Below are 24,820 nucleotides of genomic sequence, written 5' to 3'. Positions count from 1 at the left end.
TCACCGGCCACCGTAGCCGTTGGGTCGTGGCGAGGTTACGAAGCGGAGTCACTGTGTTCCTGGTCACTCCCAGACGATCAGGTCGAGGGTGATCGTCTGCGCCTCGTAGTCGATGGCGACGATGTGCACGTAGGCGAAGCGGTCCTCGCTCGTCCTGACGCACATCTGCACGCCTTCACGGGTCTGGTCGATGGCGAGCCTGGATTGGAGGACCGTGGCGTCGTCGCACTCCGCCTCCGTGGGCACGTGGTCGACCAGCGACATCTCGTAGGTGCCGAGGTTGGTTCCGGACGAGCTGGCGTAGTGGAGGACCAGGTCGCCCGCGGACGTGTTCACGCCCCAGTCGGGCGCATCGGTGTCGAGGTCGATGCCGTAGTCGTCAGCGAACGTGACCGGTGTGCTGCCCGTCTGCCGCAGCACGGTCGAGGTTCGACCGGGCCGGGGCGTCGTCGTCGCCGTGGTCGACTCGTCCGGGTCGTCCGGGCCGTTCAGCCCGTCGCCGACGCCCGTGTCGGGCTCGTCGGGCTGCTGGGCCCGCTCCTTCCAACGGTCGCGATCCTCGGTCACCTGGTCCAGGTCGGCGGCCAGCGCCTCGTTCTCCTCCGACAGCCGGTCGCTGCGATCCTCCAGCGAGAAATTGGCGTCCTCCAGGTCTTTGTTGTCCGCCGTCGCCGTCACGCCCCAGGTGCCCGCCAGCGCGGCCAGCAGACCGAGGACGGCGATGAGCAACGGGATCCCCCGATCGGTGACGAACCCGATCGCCGCGTGCAACCGACTCTTCCGCCGCCTCCGACTCCGCCGCCCTGCCGGTCCGGTGGCCGCCCCGGACTCGACCCCCGCCGCCGGCCCGGACGCCACCGTCGGACCGGGAGCCGCGGGGAACGGGCCGGTCGCAGGGGGTGGCCCGCCGATCGCCTCCACCCCCTGCGTCGCCGGTCCGACAGCAGGGGGAGCACCGCCCGCTCCCACCTGCTCCGCCGCCGGAACTTGGTCATCAGACACCGGAGAGAACCTCCCGTAGGCCGTGCGCCTTCGCCGCCGTGCGCAGCGCGCGCTCGGCGTGGACGAAGGCGGCGTCGTGATTGGCGAGGATGGCGAAACGCACCTTGTTCATGGCCTCCGCCCAAGCCGTGCAGCCGTCCCCGTCGGATGTGAACCGGACCCGGATCACCATGCCGAAGTTGCCGCCGAGCACCCGGGGCGTGGGCCGCGAGTCCACCAGCAGGACGTCGCGGGCGGTCTCGGCCACCCGCATGCCCGGCGTAGCCGCCGCGGCGGCCAGGTAGGCGGCCATCACGGTCGGGACCGGGTCGCCGAACCGCCGGGTCAGCGGTGGGCCGTCGGCCGAGAACCCGGCCAGTGGGGCCGCTGCGCCGAAGCCGGCCAGGACGCAGGCGCCGAGGTAGCCGACGACAGCCAGCCCCATGATCGTGACGATCATCGTCCCCGCAGCTCCCCGGTCACGACGTGGACCTGACGGTCCTCCGCCTGCACGGCCGCGACGAACCCGTCGAGTCGCATGCGGATGGTGTGAGCCTTCTTCGGAACGCCCCACTTGGTCACCCAGCGCCGCGGTCCGACGACCACCGACGTACGACCGTCCTTCGATCGCAGGTTCAACGCGATCTGCTGTCGGATGCCGGTGGCCAGAGGGCTCTGCACCACCATCGGGTTGCCGTCGTCGACGACCTTCCAGCCCATGCGCGCCACCCGGCCGACGAACAACGCCCGCAAGCGCTCGGCCGGCAGGGCCGTGTCGAAGGTACGTGGCTTGATGCCGTTCGTGAGCCAGCTCGTGTACGCCACGTAGGCGCCGATGGCGAGCGCGAGCGCGCCGATGCCGAGGAATGTCTCCATGAGTTTCTCCCGCCTGTCCGCCCGCTCCGCCGCGGGCACCTGTCGGACGATAAGGATCCCGACCCCGACCGACAAGGGTTTGCGCCTGGCATGCCATGCCATGCCCTCGCCCGTCACCCGGTGCGAGTCAGGCCGTCAGATGCGGTGGCGGGCCCAGGCGTCGGCGATCTCGTCGCGGGCCTCGCCGAGGTCGCGCATGGGGACCCCGGCGAGGAGCAGCTCGCTCCAGATCCGGTTGCACTCCAGGCGCACGAGCGAGCGGCTGAGCGACAGCTCGTCGGCCACCCGCTGGTGCGACGCCACGAGGCCGCCCTCCACGAGCGGGGCCACGTAGGCGTCGAGGATGCGGCGCTGGCGCTCGGTGAGCTGCGGCCGGGCGCCGGTGGGCGGCTCGGCCGGAAGGGGCTCGTCGGGGCCGAAGATGTGGGTCGTCCGGCCCGCCGTGTTCACGGTGACGCTGAGCTCGTAGGTGAAGGTGCCGGTGATGACGATCTCGTAGGCCCGGTCGCGGGGCGAGTGCCACTCGCCGGGGCCCAGCGACACCATCGGCCGGCCGGAGACACGGATGTCGAGCGCCAGGGAGTCGTCCAGGTTGGCGACCACCAGCCGGGCGTCGTGGGCGAAGACCTTCCCGGCCAGGCGGGGGACGATGTCGTCGTACACGGGCGCGTGGCCGATGCGCAGGTCGAGGCCCGGCTGGCGACCGAACTGGACCGTCCCTCCGGCCGGGACGATGACCCGGTCCCGTTCAGTGGAGATCGTTCCGGCCGCGGCGTTTCCCATCGAAGATGACGGTACGGCCCCCGTTCCCGACCCCGCCGCCGAACTCGTTGGCACCAGGTGCCATAGGCGCACGGCGCCGCCCTCTTGAACGTCACACCCACTGCGTAGGGTCAATGGCATGGCCCAGATCGACGACCTCGCCAACCGGTACGTGGACGAGTGGGCGGCGCTCAGCCCCATCGACGCCACCTTCGCCGGTGTCGCCGGCCACGATGACCGGCTCGACGACCTCTCCCCCGAGGGTTACGCCGCCAAGGCCGACCTCCAGCGGCGCACTCTCGCCACCCTCGCCACCCTCGATCCGTCGGCCCCGTCGGAACGGGTCGCCCGGGCGGCCATGCAGGAACGCCTGGGCCTGTGGATGGAGCGCTACGACGCCGGCGAGATCACCAGCGAGGTCAACGTGATCGCGGGCGGCCTCCATGACGCCCGCGGCGTGTTCGACCTCATGCCCACCGAGGGCGAGGAGGCGGTCGCCAACATCGCCGCCCGCCTGGGCGAGATCCCCCGGCTGGTGGAGGAGTACAAGCGCACGCTGGCGGCCGCCGCCGACGCCGGGCACGTCAGCGCCGACGTGCAGATCGTGGCGGTCGCCAAGCAGTTCGACACCTGGGCCGACCCCGCGGGCGACGACTTCTACCGCTCGCTGGCCGCCGGCCTCTCCGCCGAGGGCGCCCTGCGCACCACGCTCGACGGTGCCGCCGAAGCGGCCACCGCGGCCACCCGGGAGATGGGCCGGTTCCTGCACGAGGAGCTGGCGTCCCGGGGGCGCACCAACCAGGCCGCCGGGCGGGAGCGCTACGCGCTGGCGTCGCGCTACTTCCTGGGCGCGGCGGTCGACCTCGACGAGACCTACGCCTGGGGCTTCGAGGAGCTGCACCGCCTGGAGGAGGAGATGCGGGCGGTGTCGTCGCAGATCGCCGGCAACGGCGCCTCGATCGACGACGGGGTCGCGGCCCTCGACGGCGACCCGGGCCGCCGGATCGCCGGGAAGGAGGCGTTCCGCGACTGGATGCAGGCCCTCACCGACCGCACGATCGCCGAGCTGCACGGCACCCACTTCGACATCCCCGAGCCGGTCCGGCACATGGAGTGCTGCATCGCCCCCACCAGCGACGGAGGCATCTACTACACCGGCCCCAGCGAGGACTTCTCCCGACCGGGCCGCATGTGGTGGGCGGTGCCGGCGGGGATCGACGCGTTCTCGACGTGGCGCGAGGTCACCACCGTGTTCCACGAGGGCGTGCCGGGGCACCACCTGCAGATCGGCCAGACGGCGGCCCGGTCCGACCTGCTCAACCGCTGGCAGCGGCTGATGTGCTTCTGCTCGGGCCACGCCGAAGGGTGGGCGCTCTATGCGGAGCGGCTGATGGACGACCTGGGCTACCTCGACGACCCGGGCGAGAAGCTGGGCATGCTCGACGCCCAGGCCTTCCGGGCCGGGCGGGTGATCGTCGACATCGGGATGCACCTGGAGCTGGAGATCCCGGTCGGCAACCCGTTCGGGTTCCATCCCGGCGAGCGCTGGACGCCGGAGCTCGGCTACGAGTTCATGCGGGCGCACTGCCGCATCGCCGACGCCAGCCTGCGGTTCGAGGTGAACCGCTACCTGGGCTGGCCGGGGCAGGCGCCTTCGTACAAGGTGGGCGAGCGCATCTTCCTCGAGGCCCGCGACGACGCCCGTCGCCGCAAGGGCGCCGACTTCGACCTCAAGGCCTTCCACCGCGCCGCCCTCGACCTCGGCGCCCTCGGCCTCGACCCCTTCCGGGAGGCCCTCGCCCAGCTCTGAGCAGGACACGCCCTCGGTCCCCGAGCCCGGGTCGACGGCCACATAGCGTGAGGAGATGCGTCGATCCGTCATCTTTGCCGTGTCTGCGGGTGCACTCGTGGGAGCCGGGGCCCTGCTGGTGCCGCTGCTGGCGCCGGCGGCCTCGGAGGACGGGGCTGACACGTCGGCGGTGCTGCGGACGGCCGACGGCACCGAGGTCGGCCACGTCGCATTCGAGAGCGACGACGGCGGCATCACCGTGGACGTCGAGCTGGACGTGCCCGACGGCGCAACCGCGGCCGCGGCCTTCCACGGGCTCCACGTCCACGCCAACGACGACCCCGCCAACGGCGACGGCTGCATCGCCGATCCGGCGCAGCCCGTCGACACCTGGTTCACGTCGGCCGACGGCCACCTGCGCCACGACGACCAGGTCCACGGCGGCCACGCCGGCGACCTGCCGCCCGTCGATCTCGACGCCGACGGCCACGGCCGGGCCGAGTTCTCGTCGGGCCGCCTGACGCTCGACGACCTCCGCGGCCGGGCCGTCGTCCTGCACGCCGGCCTCGACAACCTCGGCAACGTCCCCGTCGGCTCCGGCCCGGAGCAGTACACCCCCAACACCCCGGCCGCCCTCGACAAGACCCACGCCACCGGCAACGCCGGCGACCGCATCGCCTGCGGCGTCGTCGAGGAGAACTGAAACTGCGTGGCTCGTGGCCCTCTGGCAGCCACGAGCCACGCAGTTGCGCCGGATCAGCGGCGACGGACCTGGTAGGCGACGGCGGCGAGGCCGGCGACCAGCCAGGCGGTCAGGGCCAGGAGGTGGCCGCCCACGGTGCCGCTGCCGAGCCACGGGTCCCGGATGCCCGCGATCACGTGGGTGAGCGGGAGGACGTCGGCGATGCGGCGCATCACGTCGGACATCACGTCCGGCGGCGGGCCACCGCCCGAGAGCAGGAACATCGGGAAGAAGGCCAGCAGGCCGATCGCCTGGGCACCCCGGGCGGTCTGCAGCGACAGGCCCAGCGCCACGCCGAGCACGATCATCGTGACCGTCCCGAGCGTGAAGGCCGCCGTCACCGCCAGGGGGTCCTCCATCGCTGGCACGCCGTAGGTCGGCGCCGCCACGGCCAGCACGGTCGCCGCGGCCAGCACCACGAGCACCCCGGTGACCAGCGCCTGGGCGGCCACCACGGTGGGCGTCCCGATGCCGAAGGCGGCGAAGCGCCGCAGCACGTCGCGCTCCCGGTACGACGCCAGCAGCACCGGCAGCCCGATCAGGGCCAGCGCCGCGAGCGGCACACCGATGTAGCCGGTGACGTAGAAGTCGGAGGGCAGGACGTTGCCGAACCCCTCGTCCATGTCGGTACCGAACGAGCCGGCGAGCACCATCAGGGTCAGCGGCGGGAAGACGAAGGCGAACACCATGGCGGCCCAGTCACGGGACAGCAGGCGGGCCTCGGTGCGGGTGAGGGCGACGAGAGCGCTCATCGGGGGTTCTCCTTCGTGAGGGCGACGAACACGTCTTCCAGCGAGGGCCGGACGACGGCGAAGTCGGCGGGGGCGAGGCCGCGGTGGGCGATCTCGGCGGTCACGGCGACGGTGGCGGCGGCCGCGCAGGCGACGTCGACGGCGGCGGGCTGGCCGACGTCGGCCCGGCTGCGGTCGACGGTCACGTCGGTCACGCCGGCCACCCGGTCGAGCCCCGCCAACAGCGACGGATCCGGGGCCGAGAAGCGCAGGTGGACGGGACCGCCGACAGCGGCGATCAGGTCGGCCGGACGACCGATGGTCACGACCCGGCCGCCGTGGAGCACGCCGACCCGGTCGCACAGCCGCTCGGCCTCGTCCATGAAGTGGGTGACCAGGACCACGGTGGCGCCGTCGTCGCGCACCCGCTCGATGAGCTCCCACGTCTCCTGGCGGGCGGCGACGTCGAGGCCCTGGGTCAGCTCGTCGAGGAACACGAGCCGGGGCCGGTTGATCAGTGCCAGCGCCAGGAACAGCCGCTGCCGCTCGCCACCCGAGAGGGCGCCGAACGCCCGGCGCTCCAGGTGGTCGAGGCTCCACTCGTCGCTCAGCGCCCGCCAGTCGACGACGTCGCCGGCCAGGCGGGCGAACAGCCGCAGCGCCTCGCCGACCCGGAGCCGGTCGGGCAGGGCCGACGACTGCAGCTGCGAGCCGACCAGGTGCCGCAGGCGGGGCCGCTCGGCGACGGGGTCGAGGCCGAGGACCCGGACGTCGCCCCGGTCACGGGGGCGCAGGCCCTGGACGATCTCGACGGCGGTGGTCTTGCCGGCGCCGTTGGAGCCGAGCAGCCCGAAGATCTCGCCCTGGCCGACCGCGAACGACACGTCGGCCAGCACCTGGTGCGAGCCGTACGCCTTCGTCAGTCCCTGGACCTCGATCGCCGGGCGCCCCGGGTGCCGGGGCGGCGCCTCGGGTTGGGGTTGGAGGGTGGAGAGTGCCATGGGGCCATCATCCGGATCCCACCCCCGCCGCACATCGACCGACGGTCGCTTCCTCGCCTCCCCCCGGAGGGGGAGACGCCCTCCCCCCTACACGACGCCGTGGTCGAACGCGTAGACGATCGCGGCCGCCCGGTCGCGCACGCCCAGCTTCGTGAAGATGCTCCCCACGTGGGTCTTCACGGTGGCCTCGCCCACGTGGAGCGTCGCCGCGATCTCGGCGTTGGTGGCCGCCCGGGCGATCAGCCGCAGCACGTCGTGCTCCCGCTCGGTGAGGTTGTCGAGCCGCTGCGCCGACCGCCGGGCGGGCGCGACCACCTCGCGGTAGGTGGCCAGCACGCGGGGCGCCACCGCCGGATCGAACCAGGCGCCGCCCCCGGCGACGGCGCCGACCGCGGCGATCAGGTCGTCGGCGGTGGTGTCCTTCAGCACGAAGCCGGCAGCCCCGGCCTCGATGGCGGCCCACAGCAGCTCGTCGTCGTCGAACGTGGTGAGCACCAGCACCGGCGGGGCGTCGTCGAGCGCCCGGATGCGCCGGGTCGCCTCGATGCCGTCGAGGCGGGGCATGCGGACGTCCATCAGCACCACGTCGATGTCGACGTCGACGCCCGCCCCGGACCCCGTCACCAGCTCCACGGCCTCCAGCCCGTCGCCGCACTCGGCCACCACCTCGAACCCGTCGGCCGGCGACAGGATGCGGGCCACCCCGGTGCGGATGATGGCCTGGTCGTCGACCAGCACGACCCGGATCACGTGACGTCCTCGAGGTCCGCCGCGAGCGGCACGCGGCAGCGCACCCGCCACCCCGTGGCCGTCGGGCCCACGTCCAGCGAGCCGCCCACCGCCGCCATCCGCTCCCGCATACCCACCACGCCGTAGCGGGGGCGGTCGGCGTCGGCCGGCTCGGGCTCCCGGAGCGGACCGACGCTGTCGACGGTCATCACCACGGCGTCGCCCTCCACCGCCACCAGCACGTCGGTGACCGCCCGAGGGGCGTGCTGGCGGGCGTTCGCCAGTGCCTCCTCGACCACCCGGTGCAGCGACAACCCGACGATCGGGTCGACCCGGCCCAGGTCACCCAGCGTGCGCAGCGCCGCGTCGAGACCGGCCGCCTGCGCCGACGCCACCACGTCGGCGAGCCCGTCGGCGCCGGGCACGGGCGCCTCGGAGGCCGCCCCGTCGGTCTCCCGCAGCACCCCGATGGTGCGGCGCAGCTCCTGGAGGCTGCGGCGCCCGATCGTCTCGGCGTCGGCCAGCGCCTCGTCGGCGGCGTCGGGGTCGCGGCGCAGCACGTGGCGGGCGCCGGTCACGTTCAGCAGCACCGCGGCGAGGCCGTGGCCCACCAGGTCGTGCACGTCGCGGGCGATGGCCCGCTTCTCGTCGAGCGCCGCCTGGCGGACGAGCTCCTCCCGGGCCACAGCCAGCTCGGTCACCAGCGTGAGCTGCCAGCGGAAGCTGCGCGGCAGCAGCAGCGACAGCAGGATGCCCATGATCCAGACCCCGTAGAGCACGTCGTCGGGGAACAGGGCCTCGATCAGCACCGGCGTCGCCAACGCCAGCCCCGCGCCGGCGACCATCAGGCGCGACGACGACTCCCACGTGCCCACCACCGCGCTCACGACGCACATGAGGAACAGCAGCGGCTCCAGCTCGCCGGAGCTCAGCGCGGCGAACTCGGCCCCGCTGACGAGCGCCACCAGCAGCAGCGTCGGCATGGAGCGCCACACGAACGCCCACACCACGAACGGCACCACGGCGAGCGCCGCCACCACGTTCTCGGGCGCCTCGCCGGGGGCGCTCAGCAGGGCCCCGACGACGGTCAGCCCGGCGGCGACGGGCACGTAGCGCCGCAGCGCGTCGGTCTGGCTCCACGCCGGCCCCTGCTCGATCATCCGGAGGACGGTATCGCTACACCTCCGCCACTATGAGTAAATAGGGGCCACATGCGGCCTCTGCTCCCTCGTTGCGTCGCCGCGGCCCTCGCGGCGGTGTCGGCGCTGGTGCTCACGGCCGCGCCCGCGGCGGCCGACCCGCCGCGGCCCACCGACTACCGCTCGACCATCACCGGCGTCACCCCTGCGACCCCGGCGGTCGAGGCGTCGGTCGTCGGCGGCGACGCCTTCCTGGAGCTGCGGGTGGCGCCGGGCCACGAGGCGACCGTGACCGGCTACGACGACGAGCCCTACCTCCGCTTCGCCGACGACGGCACGGTGTGGGAGAACCGCAACTCCCCCGCCACCTACACGAACGCCACCCGCTACGGCGACGCCGAGGTCCCCGCCGGCGTCGACCCCGACGCCGAGCCCGAGTGGCGCCGGGTCGCCGACGACGGCGCCTACGCCTGGCACGACCACCGCATCCACTGGATGTCGCCCCAGACGCCGGGGGTGGCGCGGGGCGACGACATCCAGTCGTGGAACGTGGAGCTGCTCGTCGACGGCGAGCCCGTCACCATCGACGGCGTGCTGCGCTACGAGCCGGGCGTCGGCTGGTGGCCGTGGGTGGCGGCGCTGGGGGTTCTCGCAGTCGCCGGGGCGGTGTGGCTGGCCGGCCGACGCTGGACGCACACCACCGCGGCCCGAGCGGCCGGCGGCGTGGGCTGCCTCGTCGCCGTGGTCGTCGCCGGGGCCGAGCAGCTCGCCATCCCCGAGGAGGCGGGCCGCAGCGTCCTGCGGTTCGGGGTGCCGGCGATAGGGCTGGTGTGCGCGGTCGTCGCCGTGGCGCTCCGCCGCCGTCCGCGCTGGGCGGTGCCGGCGGGCCTGGCGTCGATCGCCGCGGTCGCCGGCTGGGCCGTGCGCCGCCTCGACGTGTTCACCAAGCCCGTCCTGCCCACCACCCTGGCCCCGAACCTCGACCGGGTCGGCACCGCTCTTGCCCTCGGCCTCGCGGTCGGCGCCATCGCCCTGGCGCTCACCAGCGACGTCAGGGATCGTGGAGCTGCAGCTCGTCGGTGAGGCCGGCGATGTCGGCCACCCGGGCCACGGTGGGCGACACCCCGACGATGCGGAACTCGAGGTCGGCGGCGTGGACCGCGTCGCGGCTGTTGAGCACCGCCTGCAGGCCCGACGAGTCGATGAAGCTGACGCCCCGCAGGTCGACCTCCACGGCCTCCACGGCACCCAGCGCCAGCGCCGCCTCGATGCCGGCCCGCAGCTGGCCGGAGCCGTGCAGGTCGAGGTCGCCGTTCACCGTCAGCTCCACCGACGTGCCCTCCCGACCCAGGGACACCACGAGGACGGGCTCGCCACCGAGCTCACCGTCGCTCGGGTCGTTGGTCACCCGTCCGTCCATGTCCCCTCCCCGTCCCCTCCCGGCCCAGCCGCTGCGACCGCACCACGGCCCTGACGTCCGACCCTCCCCACCCGTGACGAAGAGGAAACGCTCCGTGCACGCCGCACTGCCATGATGGTCCCTGGTGGCTGGGCTCGGGCGGAGGTTGCGGAGACTGTCGACGGCGGCCGTGCTGGCGGGTTGCCAGCTGGCCTCGGGAGCGCACGCCCCGACGCCGGCGGGAGCGAGCCGGATGCTGGCGGTGCGCCAGGTGGCGGTGGCCACGCCGGCGACGCTGGTCGCCGCGGTGACGGGGGCGTCGTCGCTGAACCGCACCGACCGGCGCTGGCAGATCAAGGGCACCGACCTGGGCATCCTGTGGGAGGGCAGCTCCGGCGACATCCTGGCGGCGTTCGGCGACACGTTCGGGGCGCAGTGGGCGGGGCACGGCACGGTCGCGTCGCCCGCCGCCGACGCCTGGCGCTCCAACACCCTCGCCTACAGCCGCGACCGCGACCTGGCCGACGGCATGACCGTCGACAGCTTCGCCCACGACGACCGGGGCCGGGCCCGTGAGCTGCTCGCCAGCCGCAAGGTCGACGGCAGCGAGGTGACCGTGGTCCCGACCGCCGGCATCGCCGTCGGCGGGCGCGACTACGTCCACTACATGTCGGTGCGCCAGTGGATCACCCACGGCCGGTGGACCACCAACTACTCCGGGATCGCCTGGTCCGACGACGACGGCGACACCTGGGTGAAGTCGCCGGAGGCCCGCTGGCCCAATCGGACGGGCGTGGGCGACACGTTCCAGATGGTCGCCTACGCCCGGTCGGACGGCTTCGTGTACGTGTTCGGCACGCCGTCGGGCCGGGGCGGCGACGTGCGGCTGGCCCGGGTGCCCGAGCCCGATCTGCTCCATCCGGCCGCCTACCGCTACTGGGACGGGGCGGCGTGGTCGCCGGGCCTGGCCGACGCGGTGCCGATCGTGCCGGCGCCGGTGGGCGAGCTGTCGGTGCAGTACAACGCCTACCTGGGGCAGTGGACGATGCTGCACGTGGTCAGCCCGCCTGCGGGTGGTGAGCGGTCGATCGTGCTGCGCAGCGCCGACTGGCCGACGGGGCCGTGGTCGGCGCTCCAGGTGCTGGCGACGAGCCGGGAGCACCCGGGCCTCTACGGCGGCTTCATCCACCCGTGGTCGGCCAGCTCCGGCGACGCCGACCTCTACTTCACGATGTCGCTGTGGGAGCCCTACAACGTCTACCTGATGCGAACCACTGTCGGCCGCCAACCCGCCGTCCGCTAGGGTTTCCCAGTCCTCAGGGACGCCAGCCCCCGTAGCTCAGTGGATAGAGCATCGGCCTCCGGAGCCGTGTGCGCGTGTTCGAGTCACGCCGGGGGCGCCCTTCAATGTCGGCCCGGGCGAAGACTTGCCGCCGGCTGCGGACGCGGTCGCGTGGCGGCTGGGTACCCTGCGCCGACCATGACACGACTCGACACCGAGGGGTACCTCCGACGCCTGGGGTTCGACCGTCGGCCGGCGCACGCCGACGTCGCGACGCTGCACGCCCTGCACCGCGCCCAGGTCGAGCGGGTGGCGTACGAGACCGTGGACATCCACCTCGAGCGGTGGCGGACGATCGACCCGCACGACTCGGCGGCGCTCGTGGTGGGCGGGCGGGGCGGCTACTGCTACCAGCTCAACGGCGCCCTCTCGCTGCTGCTGGCCGACCTGGGGTTCGACGTGGTGTGGCACCGGGCCGGCGTCCAGGGGCATGCCGCCGACGGCCCGCCGGGCTCGGCCGTCGCCAACCACCTGGCGCTCACCGTGCACGGCCTGCCCACCGACGACTGCCCGTCCGGCGACTGGCTGGTCGACACCGGTCTCGGCGACGCCATCCACGACCCGCTGCCGCTGCACGAGGGCACCTACGTGCAGGGTCCGTACCGGTTCGAGCTGCGGCCGTCCGAGGTCGAGCCGGGCGGCTGGCGCCTCGACCACGACCCCAAGGGCAGCTTCGTCGGCATGGACTTCGCACCCTGGCAGGCGACCGTCGACCACTTCGCCGAGCGCCACGAGTTCCTGTGGACGTCGCCGGAGTCGGGCTTCGTGCGGATCTGCTCGGTGCAGCGGCGCGACGCCACCGGCGTGGACTTCCTCAAGGGCTGCCTGCTGGGGCACACGGCCGACTCGGCCGACACGTGGGAGCGCACCATCGAGACCGAGGCGGAGTGGTTCGCGGCGCTGGCCGACGTGTTCGGCATGTCGCTCCCCGACGTCGGCCCCGACGAGCGGCACCGCCTCTGGTCCCGCCTCCGCACCGCCCACGAGGCCTGGCTCGCCGCCGGATCTTCCTAAGGGTCGCCGGCATGGAACCGTTCTCGCTGGCCGGGCGGACTGCCGTCGTCACCGGGGCCTCCCGTGGCATCGGGGCGGCGACGGCACGGGCGCTCGACCGGGCCGGTGCCCGGGTGGCGCTGGTCGCCCGGGACGAGGAGCGGCTCGCGGCGGTCGCGGCCGAGCTGGACCACGACCCCGTCGTCCTCCCCGCCGACCTGAGTGACCCCGTCGCACCGACCGAGCTGGCCCGGCAGGCCCTCGACGCCCTGGGCCACGTCGACGTCCTCGTGAACAACGCCGCCGTCGCCGCCCGGCTCCCCACGGCCATGGCGGCCGACCTGTTCCACGGCGACCCCCGTCGACACCGATGCGGCGCTGATCGACCGGCTGCTGGCGGTGAACGTCCGGGCGCCGTTGCTGCTGATCGCCGGGCTGGTGCCCCACATGGTCGAGCGGGGGCGGGGGTCGATCGTGAACCTCTCGTCGGTGTCGGGCCTGGTGGGGACGCCCCGACGGGCGGCCTACGCGGCGTCGAAGGGTGCCCTCGACGCCGCCACCCGTTCGCTGGCCATGGAGCTGGGACCGTCGGGCATCCGGGTGAACGGCGTGGCGCCGGGCGTCGTCGACACCGACCTGTGGGCGAAGAACAAGGCGATCCCCGGCGTGGTGGAGGGCGTCGAGGCCCAGACCCCGCTGCGCCGCTGGGCCACCTCGGACGACATCGCCGACGTCGTCGTGTTCCTCGCCTCCGACGCCGCCCGCTTCGTCACCGGCGAGACCATCAGCGCCGACGGCGGCATGGCCCGCACCCTCGACCTCTACGGCGGCCCCGTCTAGGCCCTGTCCTGTGAATCGCGGAGCCGGAGGCGCCACGGGGGCCGCCGCCCGGCACCCGGCGACAACTCGGGGTTGTCGATCGACGCCACGACAACCTAAGGTTGTCGACATGGCACCCACGACACCGGCCCCGCCGCCGATCCGCCTCGACGACATGATCGACGCCATCAAGAAGGTCCACTCCGACCCGCTCGACCAGCTCACCGACGCCATGATCGCCGCCGATCACCTGGGCGAGGTGGCCGACCACCTCATCGGCCACTTCGTGGACCAGGCCCGGCGGACGGGCGCGTCGTGGACCGACATCGGCACCAGCATGGGGGTGACCAAGCAGGCGGCCCGCAAGCGCTTCCTGCCCAAGGACCCCGGCTCGCCGTCCGACCTCGACCCCGCCGAGGGCTTCGGGCGCTTCACCCCCCGGGCCAAGAACGTGGTGATGGCCGCCCACGAGGAGGCCCGGGCCGCGGGCAACGACGAGGTGGGCCCGGTCCACCTCGTCCTCGGCCTCCTCGCCGAGCCCGGGGCCATCGCCGGCCGCGCCGTCGTCGAGCAGGGCATCTCGCTCGACGACGTCCGGGCACAGGCGGCGGCCGCCCTCCCGCCTCGCTCCGACGACCCGCCCGGCCTGGTCCCCTACGACCTCGAGGCCAAGAAGGCCCTCGAGCTCACCTACCGCGAGGCGCTCCGGCTGGGCCACAACTACATCGGCACCGAGCACATCCTCCTCGCCCTCCTCGAGCAGGAGGACGGCGCCGGCACCCTCACCGACCTCGGCCTCGACAAGCCCGCCACGGAGGCCAAGATCATCGCCGCCCTCTCCGCCCTCGTCGGCAAGGGGCCCTGACCCTGCCCCGCCCGGTCAGCGGGCGAAGAACCTGCTCGACCTCCGCACCCGGATGCCCGGCGTCGTGCACGGCGGGGGTCGAAGACCCGGCAGGATGGCGGGATGAGCGATCCGAGCCCGGAGCCGACCCCGGCCGACACCGCGACCGACAGCGACGACCCGTACCTCTGGCTGGAGGACGTCACCGGTGACGTCGCGCTCGACTGGGTGCGGGCCCGCAACGCCGACGCCTTCGCGGAGCTGACCGGCAACGAGCGCTACGACGAGCTCAAGGCCCAGATCCTCGAGGCCCTCGACGCCGACGACCGCATCCCCTACGTCGCCCGCCGGAGCGAGCACCTCTACAACTTCTGGCGAGATGCCGCCCACCCCCGGGGCCTGTGGCGCCGCACCACGCTCGAGTCTTACCGCAACGACGAACCCGAGTGGGACGTGCTGCTCGACCTCGACGCCCTCGCCGCCGACGAGGATGAGAACTGGGTGTGGCAGGGCGCCACCGTCCTGCGGCCCGAGTACCGGCGGGGGCTGATCGAGCTGTCGCGGGGCGGCGCCGACGCCAACGTCGTGCGCGAGTTCGACCTCGACGAGCGGGCCTTCGTCCCCGCCCCCGAGGGGTTCACGCTCCCGGAGGCGAAGACCAGCGTCGGCTGGATCGACGTCGACCACCTCTACGTGGGCACCGACTTCGGTCCCGGCTCGCTCACGTCCTCCGGCTACCCCCGCATCGCCAAGCGCTGGACCCGGGGCACGTCGCTCGACGAGGCCGTCGTCGTGTTCGAGGGCAAGCCCGACGACGTGGCCGTCTACGCCTCCCACGACCCGACCGAGGGGTTCGAGCGCGACTTCGTCGGCCGCTCCCCCGACTTCTTCACCAGCGAGGAGTTCGTGCTCCGGCCCGACGGCAGCCTGGTGAAGGTCGACGTGCCCGACGACGCCACCACCGGCGTCCACCGGGAGTGGCTCACGATCAGCCTGCGCACGGCGTGGGCGGTCGGCGGCAGCGAGTATCCGGCCGGCTCCCTGCTGGCGGTCCGCTTCGACGACTTCCTCGCCGGCGACCGCAACCTCACGGTGCTGTTTGAGCCCGACGAGCACACGTCGCTCAGCTACGACGTCTGGACGCGGCACCACCTCGTGGTCGGGACGATGTCCGACGTGAAGTCGCAGCTCCACGTGCTCACGCCGCCCCCGTCGGGCGACGGCGACAGCGACGGCGACAGCGACGCCGGCAGCACCGCTGGCACCGAGTGGGCGAAGGCGCCCGTGCCCGGGGTCCCGGAGCTGGTGGAGGCCCAGGTCGTCGGCACGAACTCCTACGAGGACGACGAGTTCTTCCTCGACTCGCAGTCGTTCACCGAGCCGTCGACGCTGCGGCGGGGCGTGGTCGGGCAGCCCGAGGCGGTCGAGGTGCTCAAGCGGGCGCCGAGCCGCTGGGACGCCACGGGCGTCGTGGCCCGGCAGCACTTCGCCACCTCCGAGGACGGCACGCAGATCCCCTACTTCGTCGTCGGCCCCGAGGACCCCAGCCCGGCCACCGGCCCCACGCTGATGACCGGCTACGGCGGCTTCGAGATCCCCCTCACCCCCTCCTACAGCGCGGTGATGGGGCGGGGCTGGTTGGCACGGGGCGGCACCTACGTGGTCGCCAACATCCGGGGCGGCGGCGAGTACGGCCCGACGTGGCACATCGCGGCCCTGCGGGAGAACCGCCACCGGGCCTACGAGGACTTCGCCGCCGTCGCCCGCGACCTGGTCGACCGGGGCATCACCACCCCCGAGCGCCTCGGCATCCAGGGCGGCAGCAACGGCGGACTGCTCATGGGCGTGATGCTCACCAACTACCCCGAGCTGTTCGGAGCGATCGCCATCCAGGTGCCGCTGCTCGACATGCGGCGCTACCACCTGCTGCTGGCGGGGGCGTCGTGGATGGCCGAGTACGGCGACCCCGACGACCCGAACGACTGGGCGTTCCTGCAGACGTTCTCGCCCTACCACCTGCTGGAGGCGGGTCGGACGTACCCGCCGGTCCTGTTCGTGACCTCCACCCGCGACGACCGGGTGCACCCCGGGCACGCCCGCAAGATGATGGCCCGGGCGTCGGAGCTCGGCCTCGACGTGCGCTACTACGAGAACATCGAGGGTGGCCACGGCGCCGCGGCCGACAACGAGCAGGCCGCGGTCATGTGGGCGCTGGTGCTCGAGTTCCTCTGGCAGAAGTTGGGGAGCGGCAGCGACTGACACCTAGGTTGGCGGCGACCGAAGGGGGAGCGACATGACGGACGGTGACGCGCCGCCGGTGCTGCTGTTGCACGGGTTCGGGACATCGGCGGCCCGCACGTGGGGCGAGAACGGGTGGATCGACATCGTCGGCGACATGGGCCGCACGGTCATCGCGCCCGACCTGCTGGGCCACGGCTCGTCCGCCAAGCCCCACGACCCCGTGGCGTACCGGGAGCTGGGCCCGCTCGTCGCGGCCGAGCTGCCGGCCGAGCCGGTCGACGCCGTGGCGTTCTCGCTGGGCGCCCGCATCCTGCTGGGCCTCGCCATCGAGGACCCGTCGCGGTTCCGGCGCCTGGTCGTCGCCGGCGCGGGGGCGAACCTGCTGCGGGAGGGCAGCGGCGACAACCTGATCCAGCAGGCGCTGCGGGGCGAGGTCGACCGGACCAACCCCGTGGCCCGCTACTTCGCCGCCCTGGCCGACGACCCCGAGTCGGACCCGCTGGCCCTCGCCGCCCTGCTCGACCACCACCAGGGCCCGCTCGATCCCGACGACCTCGCCAAGGTGACGTGCCCGACGCTGGTGGTGATCGGCGAGAACGACTTCGCCGGCCCCGGCGACCCCCTCGTCGACGCGCTCCCGGACGCCCGACTGGTGGTCCTCCCCCGCACCGACCACTTCGCCACACCCAAGGACTTCCGCTTCATGGACGCCACGATCGACTTCCTCGGCATGTCCTAGGGGCCGAGGCCGAGGGCCTCAGGGCACCAGGACGACCTTCCCGACCGTCCCGCGGCTCTCCAGCGCCCGGTGGGCGGCGGCAGCCTCGGCGAGCGGGAAGCGGTCGCTGACCAACGGCTTCCAGTCCCCCGACCCTGCCTTGGCGAGCGCCGCGGTCTCGAGGCCGCGCATGCCGCCCGGGCGCTGCAGCACGCGCGGCCCGATGGCCCCGGTGACGGTGATCCCGGCCGCCACGATGTCGCCGGCGCTCAGCTCGGTCGGCTTCCCCGACGACCAGCCGTAGATCACGAACCGCCCGCCCGGCGCCAGCAGGTCCATGGCGGCCCGACCGACCTCCCCGCCGACGCTGTCGAACGACACCGTGACGTCCCGCCCGCCGAGCGCCTCGCGCACGGCGGATGGCCACTCCGGCGTTCGGTAGTCGACGGCGGCGTCGGCGCGGAGGCGTTCCACCAGCTCCACTTTCTGCGGCCCGCCGGCCACGCCGACGACGAACGCGCCCACGTTGTGCGCCTCCTGCACCAGCAGGTTGCCGATGCCGCCGGCCGCGGCGGTGACGAGGACCACGTCGTCGGCGGTGAGCTGGGCCACCTCCAGGATGGCCAGCGTGGTGCGCCCGGTGCCGATCATGGCCACGGCGGCGTCGAAGGCGAGCCCGTCGGGCAGCTCGTGCAGCGACTCGACCGGCGCCACCGCCAGCTCGGCGTAGCCGCTGCTGGCCATCCCCAGGTGGGCGACGACGCGGCGGTCGAGCCAACGGTCGTCGACCCCGGCGCCGATGGCATCGACCTCCCCCGCCACCTCCCTCCCGGGGATGGCCGGCAGGTCGGGCAGCGGGAACGGCCCGCCCTGGCCGCCGCTGCGGATCATCGTGTCGAGCAGGTGGACGCCGGCCGCCCGCACGGCGATCCGCACCTGACCGGGAGCGGGCTCGGGGTCACCCACCTCCTCGTACACGAGGTTCTCGGCCGGGCCGAAGGCGTGGAGGCGGATGGCGTGCATGGCCAGGACGCTACGACCGCCGGCACCGGCCGCCATCGGCCCGCAGACCGATTTCGACCTAGGCCCCAAGACCTACCGCGACACCCCGAAATCTCGACAGAGATGGCGCCATGGCGACCATTCCTGTCGAAGTTTCGATGGGTCTACCCGCTCGCTACATGCGGGAGGGGACCTTGATGCCGACCAGGCTCAGGCCGAGCGCCAGCGTGCGGGCCGTCAGCGCGCACAGCGCCAGGCGACTGGCGCGCACCGACTCGTCCTCGGCGCGGAGGACCGGGCAGTGCTCGTAGAACGACGTGAACGCCGTCGCCACGCCGTACAGGTAGGTGCAGAGGCGGTGGAGCTCCAGGTCGCGCTCGACGTCGGCCAGCAGGTCGGCCAGCGACAGCAGCTCGATCGCCAGCTCCCGCTCGGCCGGCTCGGCGACGACGATCGGCCCCGTGCACGCCTCCGGGGCGACCTCCGCCCGCCGGAAGATCGACTGGATCCGGGTGTGGGCGTACTGCAGGTAGGGGGCGGTGTTGCCGTCGAAGGACAGCATCCGGTCGTAGTCGAAGACGTAGTCCTTGTTGCGGTCGGTCGACAGGTCGGCGTACTTCACGGCCCCGATGCCGACGGCCTCGGCCACGGCGGCGGCCTCGTCGGCCGGCAGGTCCGGGTTCCGGGTCGCCACCTCGGCGGCGGCGCGGGCGACGGCCTCGTCGAGCAGCTCGATCAGTCTGATCGACGCCCCGGCCCGCGTCCGCAGCATCTTCCCGTCGGTGCCCAGGACCGACCCGAACGACACGTGCTCGGCTCGCACCGAGTCGTTGAGCCAGCCGGCCTCCCGGCCGATCTCGAACAGCATGGCGAAATGGGTCTGCTGGGGCGCGCCGACGACGTACAGCAGCCGGGTGGCCTTCAGGTCGTGCGTGCGGTAGCGCAAGGCGGCCAGGTCGGTGGTGTCGTAGCCGAAGCCGCCGTCGCTCTTGATGACGATCATCGGCAGCGGGTCGCCGTCGCGGTTGCGGAAACCCTCGGGGAACACGCACTGGGCGCCGTCGTCCTCCCGGAGGAGGCCGCGCTCGGCGAGCTCCTCGGCTGTCGCCGCCAGCTGGTCGTTGTACATGCTCTCGCCGGCGAAGTCGCCCTCGTCGAGGCGGACGTCGAGCCGCTCGTAGACCGACAGGAAGTACGTCTTCGACTGCTCCACCAGCAGCTCCCACAGGCGCAGCGTGTCCTCGTCGCCGCTCTGCAGCAGCACGACCCGCGCCCGCGACCGCTCCTGGAACGCCTCGTCGGCGTCGAACTTCCGGCGGGCCGCCTTGTAGAAGGCGTTGAGGTCGCCCATCGTTCGTTCCTGGGCCGCCTCGGCTTCGCCCACGTCGAGCAGGTGCTCGATCAGCATGCCGAACGGCGTGCCCCACTCGCCGATGTGGTTCTGCCGGATCACCGTGTGGCCCCGCCACTCGAGCAGCCGCACGATGGCGTCGCCGATGATCGTGGAGCGCAGGTGGCCGACGTGCATCTCCTTGGCGGCGTTGGGTGCCGAGTAGTCGACCACCACCACGTCGGGCTCGTCGGACGGAGCGACGCCCAGCCGCTCGTCGCCGACCAGCGACGCGGCCAGCTCGCCCAGCGCGGCGTCGGACAGCGTCAGGTTGAGGAAGCCGGGCCCGGCGATCTCGACGTCGGCCACCAGCTCCCGGAGCCCGCCCGCCTCCGCCGCGGCGACGATCTCGCCCGCGACCTCGCGGGGGTTGCGGCCCAGCCGCTTCGCCAGGGCGAGCGCCCCGTTGGCCTGGAAGTCGGCTCGCTGCGAGCGGCGCACCGTGGGGTCCACCGGCTCGCCGGCAACGGCGGCGAACGCGGCGCTCAGGCGCTCGGTCAGCAGGCTTTCGAGTCCAGGCACCTACCCACGCTACCGACACTCGGAGTGCCGGCCGGAACGAGATCGCGTCCCGGCCGGCCTCCGGCGTAGGTGACGGTCGACGTCAGTAGTTGTTGCCGTCGACCGGTTCGAGAGGTGGCGCCAGCTCGTTCTGGCGACGCTGGTAGAGCGCCGCCGCCCCGAGCCCGTACGCCACGCCGACCACCAGGAACGCGAACCCCAGCGGCATCAGCTCGGCCAGGCCGATCGCCACGGCGATCGACACGAACAACAGGCTGAAGGCCGCCGCGGCTGCGGTGCCGCCGAGCAGCACGCTCGCGCGACCGGTGGTCGGCGCGTCGGCGCGCAGCTCGTCCTTCGCGGATTGCAACTCGCTGTGCACGAGCCGGTTGAGCTCGTGGCTGAGCTCGCCGAACACGTCGCCGAACGAGCGTGTCGGCTGAGGCTCGGACTGCTCCCGGATGTCGATGGTCCTGTCCTTCATGGCTTGTCGCCTCCTTCAGACCCCGGCTGCCCCGTGTGTACCCACGTGGGGCCATCGGGTAGTCGTCGGGCATGACCATCGACGATCCACCCGACCGCACAGCCCCTCCGGGGGCGTAAGCGGTCGGGAGGGCGTCAGTCGCAGTCGACGCCGGGGGGAGGGTCGCCGACGGTGAACTCTTCGAGCGCCAGGCCGGGGGTCTGGGCCGGGCGGGTCGTGGTGGTGGTCGCGTCGGACCCACCGGACGCCGACTCGCCCTCGCCGTCTGCGGGCGGAGCGGTCGTCGTCGACTCGAGCGGCGCAGCCTCGTCGGTGACCGACGTGAAGTCGTCGCCGATCGCCACGACCACCTCGCCGGGCTGGATGTCGAGGTCGTCACGGGCGCTCACGTCGGCCCCGCCGTTGATGTAGCGGGCCACCTCCCGCCCCACGTTGGCCTCCTCCGGCCGGTGGTAGACGGTGGTGCGGGCGTGCGCCTCGAGGTTGTCGGGCGTGCTGATCCGGAAGCCGGCCCCCTCGAAGCTGGCGGCCACCTCGGCAGCCCGACCGGGCACCGCCGTCCCGTTGAGCACCCGCACGGTGATCGTGGCCGGCGAGATCTCCTCCGGGTCGCGACCCCGGAACACGTTGAGGATGGGCTCGGCTGCCCGCTGGTCCATCACCACCGTGGCGTGGTCGCCGCTGTCCTGCACGGGCAGTGAGTAGGTGGTGAGGTTCTCGGTGTCGAAGTCCTTGAACTGGCGGGCCAGCGCCAGCGGGTCGGTGTCGTTGTCGATCCCGACGCTCCCCACGCCGATCGACACGAGGTCCTTGAACGTGAGCGGGTTCGACTTGGCGGCGTGGAGCGACTTGGTGAGCGCCCGCCGGATGAACACCTGCTGGCGCTGGATGCGGCCCAGGTCGGCGTAGGGGTCCTGGCGGCTCCACCCGCTGGGCGTCATGTACTGCATGTGGCGGGACCGGGCGAACGCCAGCGCCTGTTCGCCGTCGAGCGTGACGCAGCCACGCTGGGTCACGTAGAGCCCCGACGACTTGTCGCGGATGGCGTCGTCGAGCCAGATCGACACGCCGTCGATCGCGTCGACGAGCTGCTTGAAGCCCTGGAAGTCGACCTCGACGTAGTGGTTGATGTCGATGCCGAAGTTCTCCCGCAGCGTGTCGAGCAGCACCTCGCGGCCCTGGGAGTAGGCCGAGTTGATGCGGGCCTCCTCGCCGGTGCCGGCGATCGGCACCCGCAGGTCACGGGGGATCGACAGCATGTCGGCGTGGTCGGTGGCCGGGTCGAGCCGGACGACCATGATCGTGTCGCTGCGCTGGCCCTGCACCACGTCCGACGAGCCGTCGGCGCTCGCGGCCCGGCTGTCGCTTCCGACGACCAGGTAGTTGCGGGGCTCGCCGGCCGCGGCCGCGTCGACGGTGACGTCGTCGTAGCGGTCGATCTCGCCCAGCGACCGCACCAGCCAGGCGGCGACGGCGGTCGCACCGAGGGCCAGGACCACGATGAGGACCCCGAGCCCGAGGACCGACCGCTCGACCCAGCTGCGTCGACCCCGGCTCTCCCGCCGCTCGGCCCGGTTCGGACGCCGCGGCGCGGGCGCGTCGATGCGCACGTGTCGCCGATCGCGCGGGTCGCTGTGCTCACCACGGCGGGCGTGTGCGGCTCGGTACGGGGGGCGGTCCCGGTCACGAGGCATGAAGGGACGAAGCGTACCGCGCACTGTGCGCAGCGTTTGCGCGCCCCGGGTAGCGATGTCGTTCCCGAGTCGGCCCACAGGAGACACCCGGGATAGCCCACCAACCACCCCGCCGCCGCCCCAATGGGCCATGGCTTCGCATGACCGTTACATTCGCCCCATGGCTGTGACCGAGACGGCAGCGCCCACTGCGAAGCCCGCCCGCTGGACGGCGCAGTGGAAGGAGCTGTACTCCGAGGTCGTCGAGAGCGGGCTCTGCACCGGCTGCGCGGGCTGCGTGATCGCCTGCCCGCACGACGTCATCGGCTACACCCACGAGCCCGGCGCCTACAAGCCGTTCCACCTCGAGGAGGAGCTGGGCCTCGACAACTGCATCCACGGCGAGAAGGGCTGCACGTCGTGCACCCGGGCCTGCCCCCGGTTCCGGGCCTGGGAGCCGCAGGCCGACGAGCACCTCTTCGGCGAGGTCCGGGAGCCCGGGCAGGTGTCCGGCATCTACCAGGACATCCTGCTGGTGCGGGCCAGCGACGACATGGTCCACAGCATGGGCCAGGACGGCGGCCTCGTCTCCGCGCTGCTGATCTGGGCCCGGGAGAACGACTACATCGACGGCGCCCTCGTGTCGTACCTGGAAGGCGACGGCAAGAGCTGGAAGGCCAAGCCGGGCGTGGCCGTGTCGAAGGACGACATCCTCAACGGCGCCGGCAGCCGCTACACCTACTCGGCCAACACGCTGGCGATCGACGAGGCGCTGGAGCGGGGGCTGTCCCGGCTGGCGCTGGTGGGGATGTCGTGCCAGTCGTCGGTGCCACCGATGCTGTGGAGCCGCAAGGCCGGCAAGATCGGCAAGCCGTTCCTGTTCAACATCGGGCTGCTGTGCTCGAAGACGTTCGACGACTCGATCTTCGACGAGCTGTTCCTCACGAAGTACGACCTCGACCGGGCCGACATCGTGAAGATGAACATCAAGGGCGTCTTCCAGATCTGGATGCGGGACGGGGCCTACCACGAGATCCCGTTGAAGGAGTGCCACGCCTGGACCCGTGAGGGCTGCACCCACTGCCCCGACTTCGCCGCCGAGCACGCCGACATCTCCACGGGCGGCATCGGCAAGGACAACGACTGGACGCTCACGATCGTCCGCACGGACCTCGGCCGCGAGATCATCAGCCGCATGATCGCCGACGGCTCCATCATCGCCCGCCCCGGCGACGAGGACCCCGGCGCGATCGCCCTCCTCCACAAGCTCGCCGCCAAGTCCCGCGAGCGCTGGCCGTCCTTCGCTGTCGACGACCCCCGGGTCCCTGCGAAGGCAAAGGCCTAGCCGCAACGCCGTTCGGTTTGCGGACCGCGGCCAGGACCGCCCGACATCACGGTGCCACACGGTCGTTGCGGCGCCGACGAACCGCAACGGTCGCTCGGCACCGCAACGATCGCGACAGCCCGACAACACCACGGGGGACCCGACCGAGCCGATGGCCGCGCTCCGGGAGGCTGGGGCCTCGCAACCCCGTCAGTCGGTCAGTCGGTGGCGGGGGTCGTGGCGCAGGTGGCGGCGAGATCGGCGATGTCGGTGGGGATGTCGCCGGAGCCGGAGCGGATCGACTCGTCGAGCTCCTCGTAGCGCTCGAAGGGGATCTCCTCCTCCAGCCCGTCGTAGAGGCACTCGCACTGGTCCTGTGGGGTGCCCTGGGCAACGCAGTCGACGACGAAGCGCGCCCGCAGATCCGCGCTGTAGCCGTCGACGCCGTCGCCGCCGCCGCACGCGCACAACGACAGGGCCACGGTCCCAGCGACCAGGCTCCTCGCGATCATGACGAGACGGATGCGTCTCCTGTGGTGCAGTCGGTGACGACACGGGTGAGCCACTCGGGCTGGGCAGCGGTGGGGTCTTCGCGGAGCTGGTCGGCGTACACCTTGAAGTCGTCGAACGGTACCGTCTGCTCGACGTTCGTCATCGCGCACCGGCAGGCCTCCTCGGTCGCACCGGGCCGGTCCGAGCAGGCGCCGACGAAGTCGCTGCGGATCTCGGCGGTGTAGCTCTGGGCGCCGTCGTCGCTCTGCCGGGAGATCAGCGCCGCCAGGATGATGAACAGGGCCACGGCCACGACGGCGATGGCGATCAGCAGCGTCGTGCGGTCGGAGCTCCCGGCCGAGGCGGGCTGCTGGGCCTGGTAGCCGCCCGACGACCCGCTCCCCGGCGCCTGGTAGCCGCCTGACGACGAGTAGCCCTGGTTGTACCCGGCGGCCGGACCGTTCGCCGTCGCCTGACCCGGCAACCGGTACCCCGCGGCTTGCCCCGGCTGCCCGTAGCCCGCCTGACCCGGCTGCCCGGCCCGGGCCTGAGCCCCGTAGGCGGGCTGTGCGGCCTGACCCGGCGTCCCCGGAGCACCGCCCTGGGCCGGCTGACCGGGCCGAGCCTGAGCCCCGTAGCCGGGCTGTGCGGCCTGACCCGGCGTCCCCGGAGCGCCACCCTGGGCCGGCTGACCGGGCCGGGCCTGAGTCCCGTAGCTGCCTTGCGCGGCCTGCGACCCGTAGCCGGGCTGACCGGGCTGGCCCTGCGACCCCGGGGCACCGCCCTGGGTCGGCTGACCCGCCTGGCCCGGCGTCGCCGGGGCGCCGGCCTGGGTCGGCTGACCGGTG

General features: G+C 72.9%; 25 protein-coding genes, 1 tRNA gene and 1 pseudogene. 11 read left to right on the top strand and 16 right to left on the bottom strand.

The window, feature by feature from the left end:
* Window positions 1–63: 63 nt before the first annotated feature.
* The 4 genes from VK611_27125 to VK611_27110 form a co-directional block, all read right to left on the bottom strand.
* Complete coding sequence (locus tag VK611_27125) at window positions 64–1,002, bottom strand: hypothetical protein (protein HMG45034.1); 939 nt, start codon at window positions 1,000–1,002, stop codon at window positions 64–66.
* Window positions 995–1,441, bottom strand: coding sequence for a hypothetical protein (locus VK611_27120; GenBank protein ID HMG45033.1), 447 nt, complete (start codon window positions 1,439–1,441; stop codon window positions 995–997). The genes VK611_27125 and VK611_27120 overlap by 8 nt, the downstream gene beginning before the upstream one ends.
* Window positions 1,438–1,896 carry a hypothetical protein gene (locus VK611_27115; protein HMG45032.1) on the bottom strand — a complete coding sequence of 153 codons (459 nt, stop codon included), beginning with the start codon at window positions 1,894–1,896 and terminating at the stop codon, window positions 1,438–1,440. The genes VK611_27120 and VK611_27115 overlap by 4 nt, the downstream gene beginning before the upstream one ends.
* Before the next feature lie 96 nt (window positions 1,897–1,992).
* A complete protein-coding gene (locus VK611_27110; protein HMG45031.1) occupies window positions 1,993–2,640 on the bottom strand; it encodes a hypothetical protein in 648 nt (215 codons plus the stop codon).
* Window positions 2,641–2,758: 118 nt separating this feature from the next.
* On the opposite strand from VK611_27110, the gene VK611_27105 reads away from it, so the two are divergent.
* Together VK611_27105 and VK611_27100 are read left to right on the top strand one after the other, a co-directional pair.
* Window positions 2,759–4,429 (top strand): DUF885 domain-containing protein, encoded by a 1,671-nt coding sequence (locus tag VK611_27105; protein ID HMG45030.1) that lies wholly within the window; start codon window positions 2,759–2,761, stop codon window positions 4,427–4,429.
* Between the two features lie 97 nt (window positions 4,430–4,526).
* A complete protein-coding gene (locus VK611_27100; GenBank protein ID HMG45029.1) occupies window positions 4,527–5,111 on the top strand; it encodes a superoxide dismutase family protein in 585 nt (194 codons plus the stop codon).
* Between the two features lie 53 nt (window positions 5,112–5,164).
* On the opposite strand, the gene VK611_27095 is transcribed toward VK611_27100, so the two are convergent.
* The 4 genes from VK611_27095 to VK611_27080 form a co-directional block, all read right to left on the bottom strand.
* On the bottom strand, window positions 5,165–5,902 hold the full coding sequence (locus tag VK611_27095; GenBank protein ID HMG45028.1) for an ABC transporter permease: 738 nt from the start codon (window positions 5,900–5,902) through the stop codon (window positions 5,165–5,167).
* Window positions 5,899–6,882, bottom strand: a complete 984-nt coding sequence (locus VK611_27090; protein ID HMG45027.1) for an ABC transporter ATP-binding protein — start codon at window positions 6,880–6,882, stop codon at window positions 5,899–5,901. Before VK611_27090 ends, VK611_27095 begins: the two co-directional genes overlap by 4 nt.
* Window positions 6,883–6,969: 87 nt before the next feature.
* Window positions 6,970–7,632 carry a response regulator transcription factor gene (locus tag VK611_27085; GenBank protein HMG45026.1) on the bottom strand — a complete coding sequence of 221 codons (663 nt, stop codon included), beginning with the start codon at window positions 7,630–7,632 and terminating at the stop codon, window positions 6,970–6,972.
* Window positions 7,629–8,771, bottom strand: a complete 1,143-nt coding sequence (locus tag VK611_27080; GenBank protein HMG45025.1) for a histidine kinase — start codon at window positions 8,769–8,771, stop codon at window positions 7,629–7,631. The genes VK611_27085 and VK611_27080 overlap by 4 nt, the downstream gene beginning before the upstream one ends.
* 51 nt (window positions 8,772–8,822) lie before the next feature.
* Between VK611_27080 and VK611_27075 the strand changes: the two genes are divergently transcribed.
* Entirely contained in the window at window positions 8,823–9,833 is a 1,011-nt protein-coding gene (locus VK611_27075) for a hypothetical protein (GenBank protein HMG45024.1), read from the top strand.
* Here VK611_27075 and VK611_27070 read toward each other — a convergent pair.
* Entirely contained in the window at window positions 9,802–10,170 is a 369-nt protein-coding gene (locus tag VK611_27070) for an STAS domain-containing protein (GenBank protein HMG45023.1), read from the bottom strand. The genes VK611_27075 and VK611_27070 overlap by 32 nt on opposite strands.
* A gap of 124 nt (window positions 10,171–10,294) precedes the next feature.
* Between VK611_27070 and VK611_27065 the strand changes: the two genes are divergently transcribed.
* From VK611_27065 to VK611_27055, 3 genes are all read left to right on the top strand, one after another.
* The gene (locus VK611_27065; protein ID HMG45022.1) at window positions 10,295–11,452 is read left to right on the top strand and encodes a DUF4185 domain-containing protein; all 1,158 of its coding nucleotides are present in this window, start codon (window positions 10,295–10,297) and stop codon (window positions 11,450–11,452) included.
* Between the two features lie 25 nt (window positions 11,453–11,477).
* Window positions 11,478–11,549: transfer RNA gene (locus VK611_27060), tRNA-Arg, on the top strand.
* An 80-nt stretch (window positions 11,550–11,629) separates the two neighbouring features.
* A complete protein-coding gene (locus VK611_27055) occupies window positions 11,630–12,505 on the top strand; it encodes an arylamine N-acetyltransferase (GenBank protein ID HMG45021.1) in 876 nt (291 codons plus the stop codon).
* Here the strand turns inward: VK611_27055 and VK611_27050 are convergent.
* A complete protein-coding gene (locus VK611_27050) occupies window positions 12,502–12,834 on the bottom strand; it encodes a hypothetical protein (GenBank protein ID HMG45020.1) in 333 nt (110 codons plus the stop codon). The two genes, VK611_27055 and VK611_27050, sit on opposite strands and share 4 nt — an antisense overlap.
* A 22-nt stretch (window positions 12,835–12,856) precedes the next feature.
* On the opposite strand from VK611_27050, the pseudogene VK611_27045 reads away from it, so the two are divergent.
* The 4 genes and pseudogenes from VK611_27045 (at window position 12,857) to VK611_27030 (ending at window position 17,127) form a co-directional block, all read left to right on the top strand.
* A pseudogene (locus tag VK611_27045) lies at window positions 12,857–13,324 on the top strand (SDR family oxidoreductase).
* A gap of 109 nt (window positions 13,325–13,433) precedes the next feature.
* The gene (locus VK611_27040) at window positions 13,434–14,168 is read left to right on the top strand and encodes a Clp protease N-terminal domain-containing protein (protein ID HMG45019.1); all 735 of its coding nucleotides are present in this window, start codon (window positions 13,434–13,436) and stop codon (window positions 14,166–14,168) included.
* Between the two features lie 102 nt (window positions 14,169–14,270).
* Entirely contained in the window at window positions 14,271–16,406 is a 2,136-nt protein-coding gene (locus VK611_27035) for a prolyl oligopeptidase family serine peptidase (GenBank protein ID HMG45018.1), read from the top strand.
* Window positions 16,407–16,440: 34 nt separating this feature from the next.
* Window positions 16,441–17,127 (top strand): alpha/beta hydrolase, encoded by a 687-nt coding sequence (locus tag VK611_27030; protein HMG45017.1) that lies wholly within the window; start codon window positions 16,441–16,443, stop codon window positions 17,125–17,127.
* Window positions 17,128–17,145: 18 nt separating this feature from the next.
* On the opposite strand, the gene VK611_27025 is transcribed toward VK611_27030, so the two are convergent.
* The 4 genes from VK611_27025 to VK611_27010 all read right to left on the bottom strand — a co-directional run bounded on the left by VK611_27025 (window position 17,146) and on the right by VK611_27010 (window position 22,093).
* On the bottom strand, window positions 17,146–18,129 hold the full coding sequence (locus tag VK611_27025) for a zinc-binding dehydrogenase (GenBank protein ID HMG45016.1): 984 nt from the start codon (window positions 18,127–18,129) through the stop codon (window positions 17,146–17,148).
* 154 nt (window positions 18,130–18,283) lie between these two features.
* On the bottom strand, window positions 18,284–20,020 hold the full coding sequence (gene argS, locus VK611_27020) for an arginine--tRNA ligase (GenBank protein ID HMG45015.1): 1,737 nt from the start codon (window positions 20,018–20,020) through the stop codon (window positions 18,284–18,286).
* Window positions 20,021–20,102: 82 nt separating this feature from the next.
* Window positions 20,103–20,483, bottom strand: coding sequence for a phage holin family protein (locus tag VK611_27015; protein HMG45014.1), 381 nt, complete (start codon window positions 20,481–20,483; stop codon window positions 20,103–20,105).
* A gap of 134 nt (window positions 20,484–20,617) precedes the next feature.
* Complete coding sequence (locus VK611_27010) at window positions 20,618–22,093, bottom strand: LCP family protein (GenBank protein ID HMG45013.1); 1,476 nt, start codon at window positions 22,091–22,093, stop codon at window positions 20,618–20,620.
* Between the two features lie 244 nt (window positions 22,094–22,337).
* On the opposite strand from VK611_27010, the gene VK611_27005 reads away from it, so the two are divergent.
* Window positions 22,338–23,501, top strand: a complete 1,164-nt coding sequence (locus VK611_27005) for a Coenzyme F420 hydrogenase/dehydrogenase, beta subunit C-terminal domain (GenBank protein ID HMG45012.1) — start codon at window positions 22,338–22,340, stop codon at window positions 23,499–23,501.
* A gap of 197 nt (window positions 23,502–23,698) precedes the next feature.
* On the opposite strand, the gene VK611_27000 is transcribed toward VK611_27005, so the two are convergent.
* On the bottom strand, window positions 23,699–23,992 hold the full coding sequence (locus VK611_27000; protein ID HMG45011.1) for a hypothetical protein: 294 nt from the start codon (window positions 23,990–23,992) through the stop codon (window positions 23,699–23,701).
* A partial coding sequence (locus VK611_26995; protein HMG45010.1) for a hypothetical protein occupies window positions 23,989–24,820 on the bottom strand: 832 nt, incomplete at its 5' end. The genes VK611_27000 and VK611_26995, both read right to left, overlap by 4 nt.

Source organism: Acidimicrobiales bacterium (assembly GCA_035316325.1).
Classification (GTDB): domain Bacteria; phylum Actinomycetota; class Acidimicrobiia; order Acidimicrobiales; family VFJN01; genus DASXTK01.
Note: the sequence above shows the minus strand (reverse complement) of the source record. Positions and strands in the feature narration are given on the sequence as shown.

Coding starts and splice junctions, on each gene's coding strand:
- VK611_27120 (HMG45033.1), bottom strand. CDS start 1,441: ATGATCGTCACGATCATGGGGCTGGCTGTCGTCGGCTACCTCGGCGCC.
- VK611_27110 (HMG45031.1), bottom strand. CDS start 2,640: ATGGGAAACGCCGCGGCCGGAACGATCTCCACTGAACGGGACCGGGTC.
- VK611_27105 (HMG45030.1), top strand. CDS start 2,759: ATGGCCCAGATCGACGACCTCGCCAACCGGTACGTGGACGAGTGGGCG.
- VK611_27095 (HMG45028.1), bottom strand. CDS start 5,902: ATGAGCGCTCTCGTCGCCCTCACCCGCACCGAGGCCCGCCTGCTGTCC.
- VK611_27090 (HMG45027.1), bottom strand. CDS start 6,882: ATGGCACTCTCCACCCTCCAACCCCAACCCGAGGCGCCGCCCCGGCAC.
- VK611_27080 (HMG45025.1), bottom strand. CDS start 8,771: ATGATCGAGCAGGGGCCGGCGTGGAGCCAGACCGACGCGCTGCGGCGC.
- VK611_27075 (HMG45024.1), top strand. CDS start 8,823: ATGCGGCCTCTGCTCCCTCGTTGCGTCGCCGCGGCCCTCGCGGCGGTG.
- VK611_27070 (HMG45023.1), bottom strand. CDS start 10,170: ATGGACGGACGGGTGACCAACGACCCGAGCGACGGTGAGCTCGGTGGC.
- VK611_27055 (HMG45021.1), top strand. CDS start 11,630: ATGACACGACTCGACACCGAGGGGTACCTCCGACGCCTGGGGTTCGAC.
- VK611_27040 (HMG45019.1), top strand. CDS start 13,434: ATGGCACCCACGACACCGGCCCCGCCGCCGATCCGCCTCGACGACATG.
- VK611_27035 (HMG45018.1), top strand. CDS start 14,271: ATGAGCGATCCGAGCCCGGAGCCGACCCCGGCCGACACCGCGACCGAC.
- VK611_27030 (HMG45017.1), top strand. CDS start 16,441: ATGACGGACGGTGACGCGCCGCCGGTGCTGCTGTTGCACGGGTTCGGG.
- VK611_27025 (HMG45016.1), bottom strand. CDS start 18,129: ATGCACGCCATCCGCCTCCACGCCTTCGGCCCGGCCGAGAACCTCGTG.
- VK611_27015 (HMG45014.1), bottom strand. CDS start 20,483: ATGAAGGACAGGACCATCGACATCCGGGAGCAGTCCGAGCCTCAGCCG.
- VK611_27005 (HMG45012.1), top strand. CDS start 22,338: ATGGCTGTGACCGAGACGGCAGCGCCCACTGCGAAGCCCGCCCGCTGG.
- VK611_27000 (HMG45011.1), bottom strand. CDS start 23,992: ATGATCGCGAGGAGCCTGGTCGCTGGGACCGTGGCCCTGTCGTTGTGC.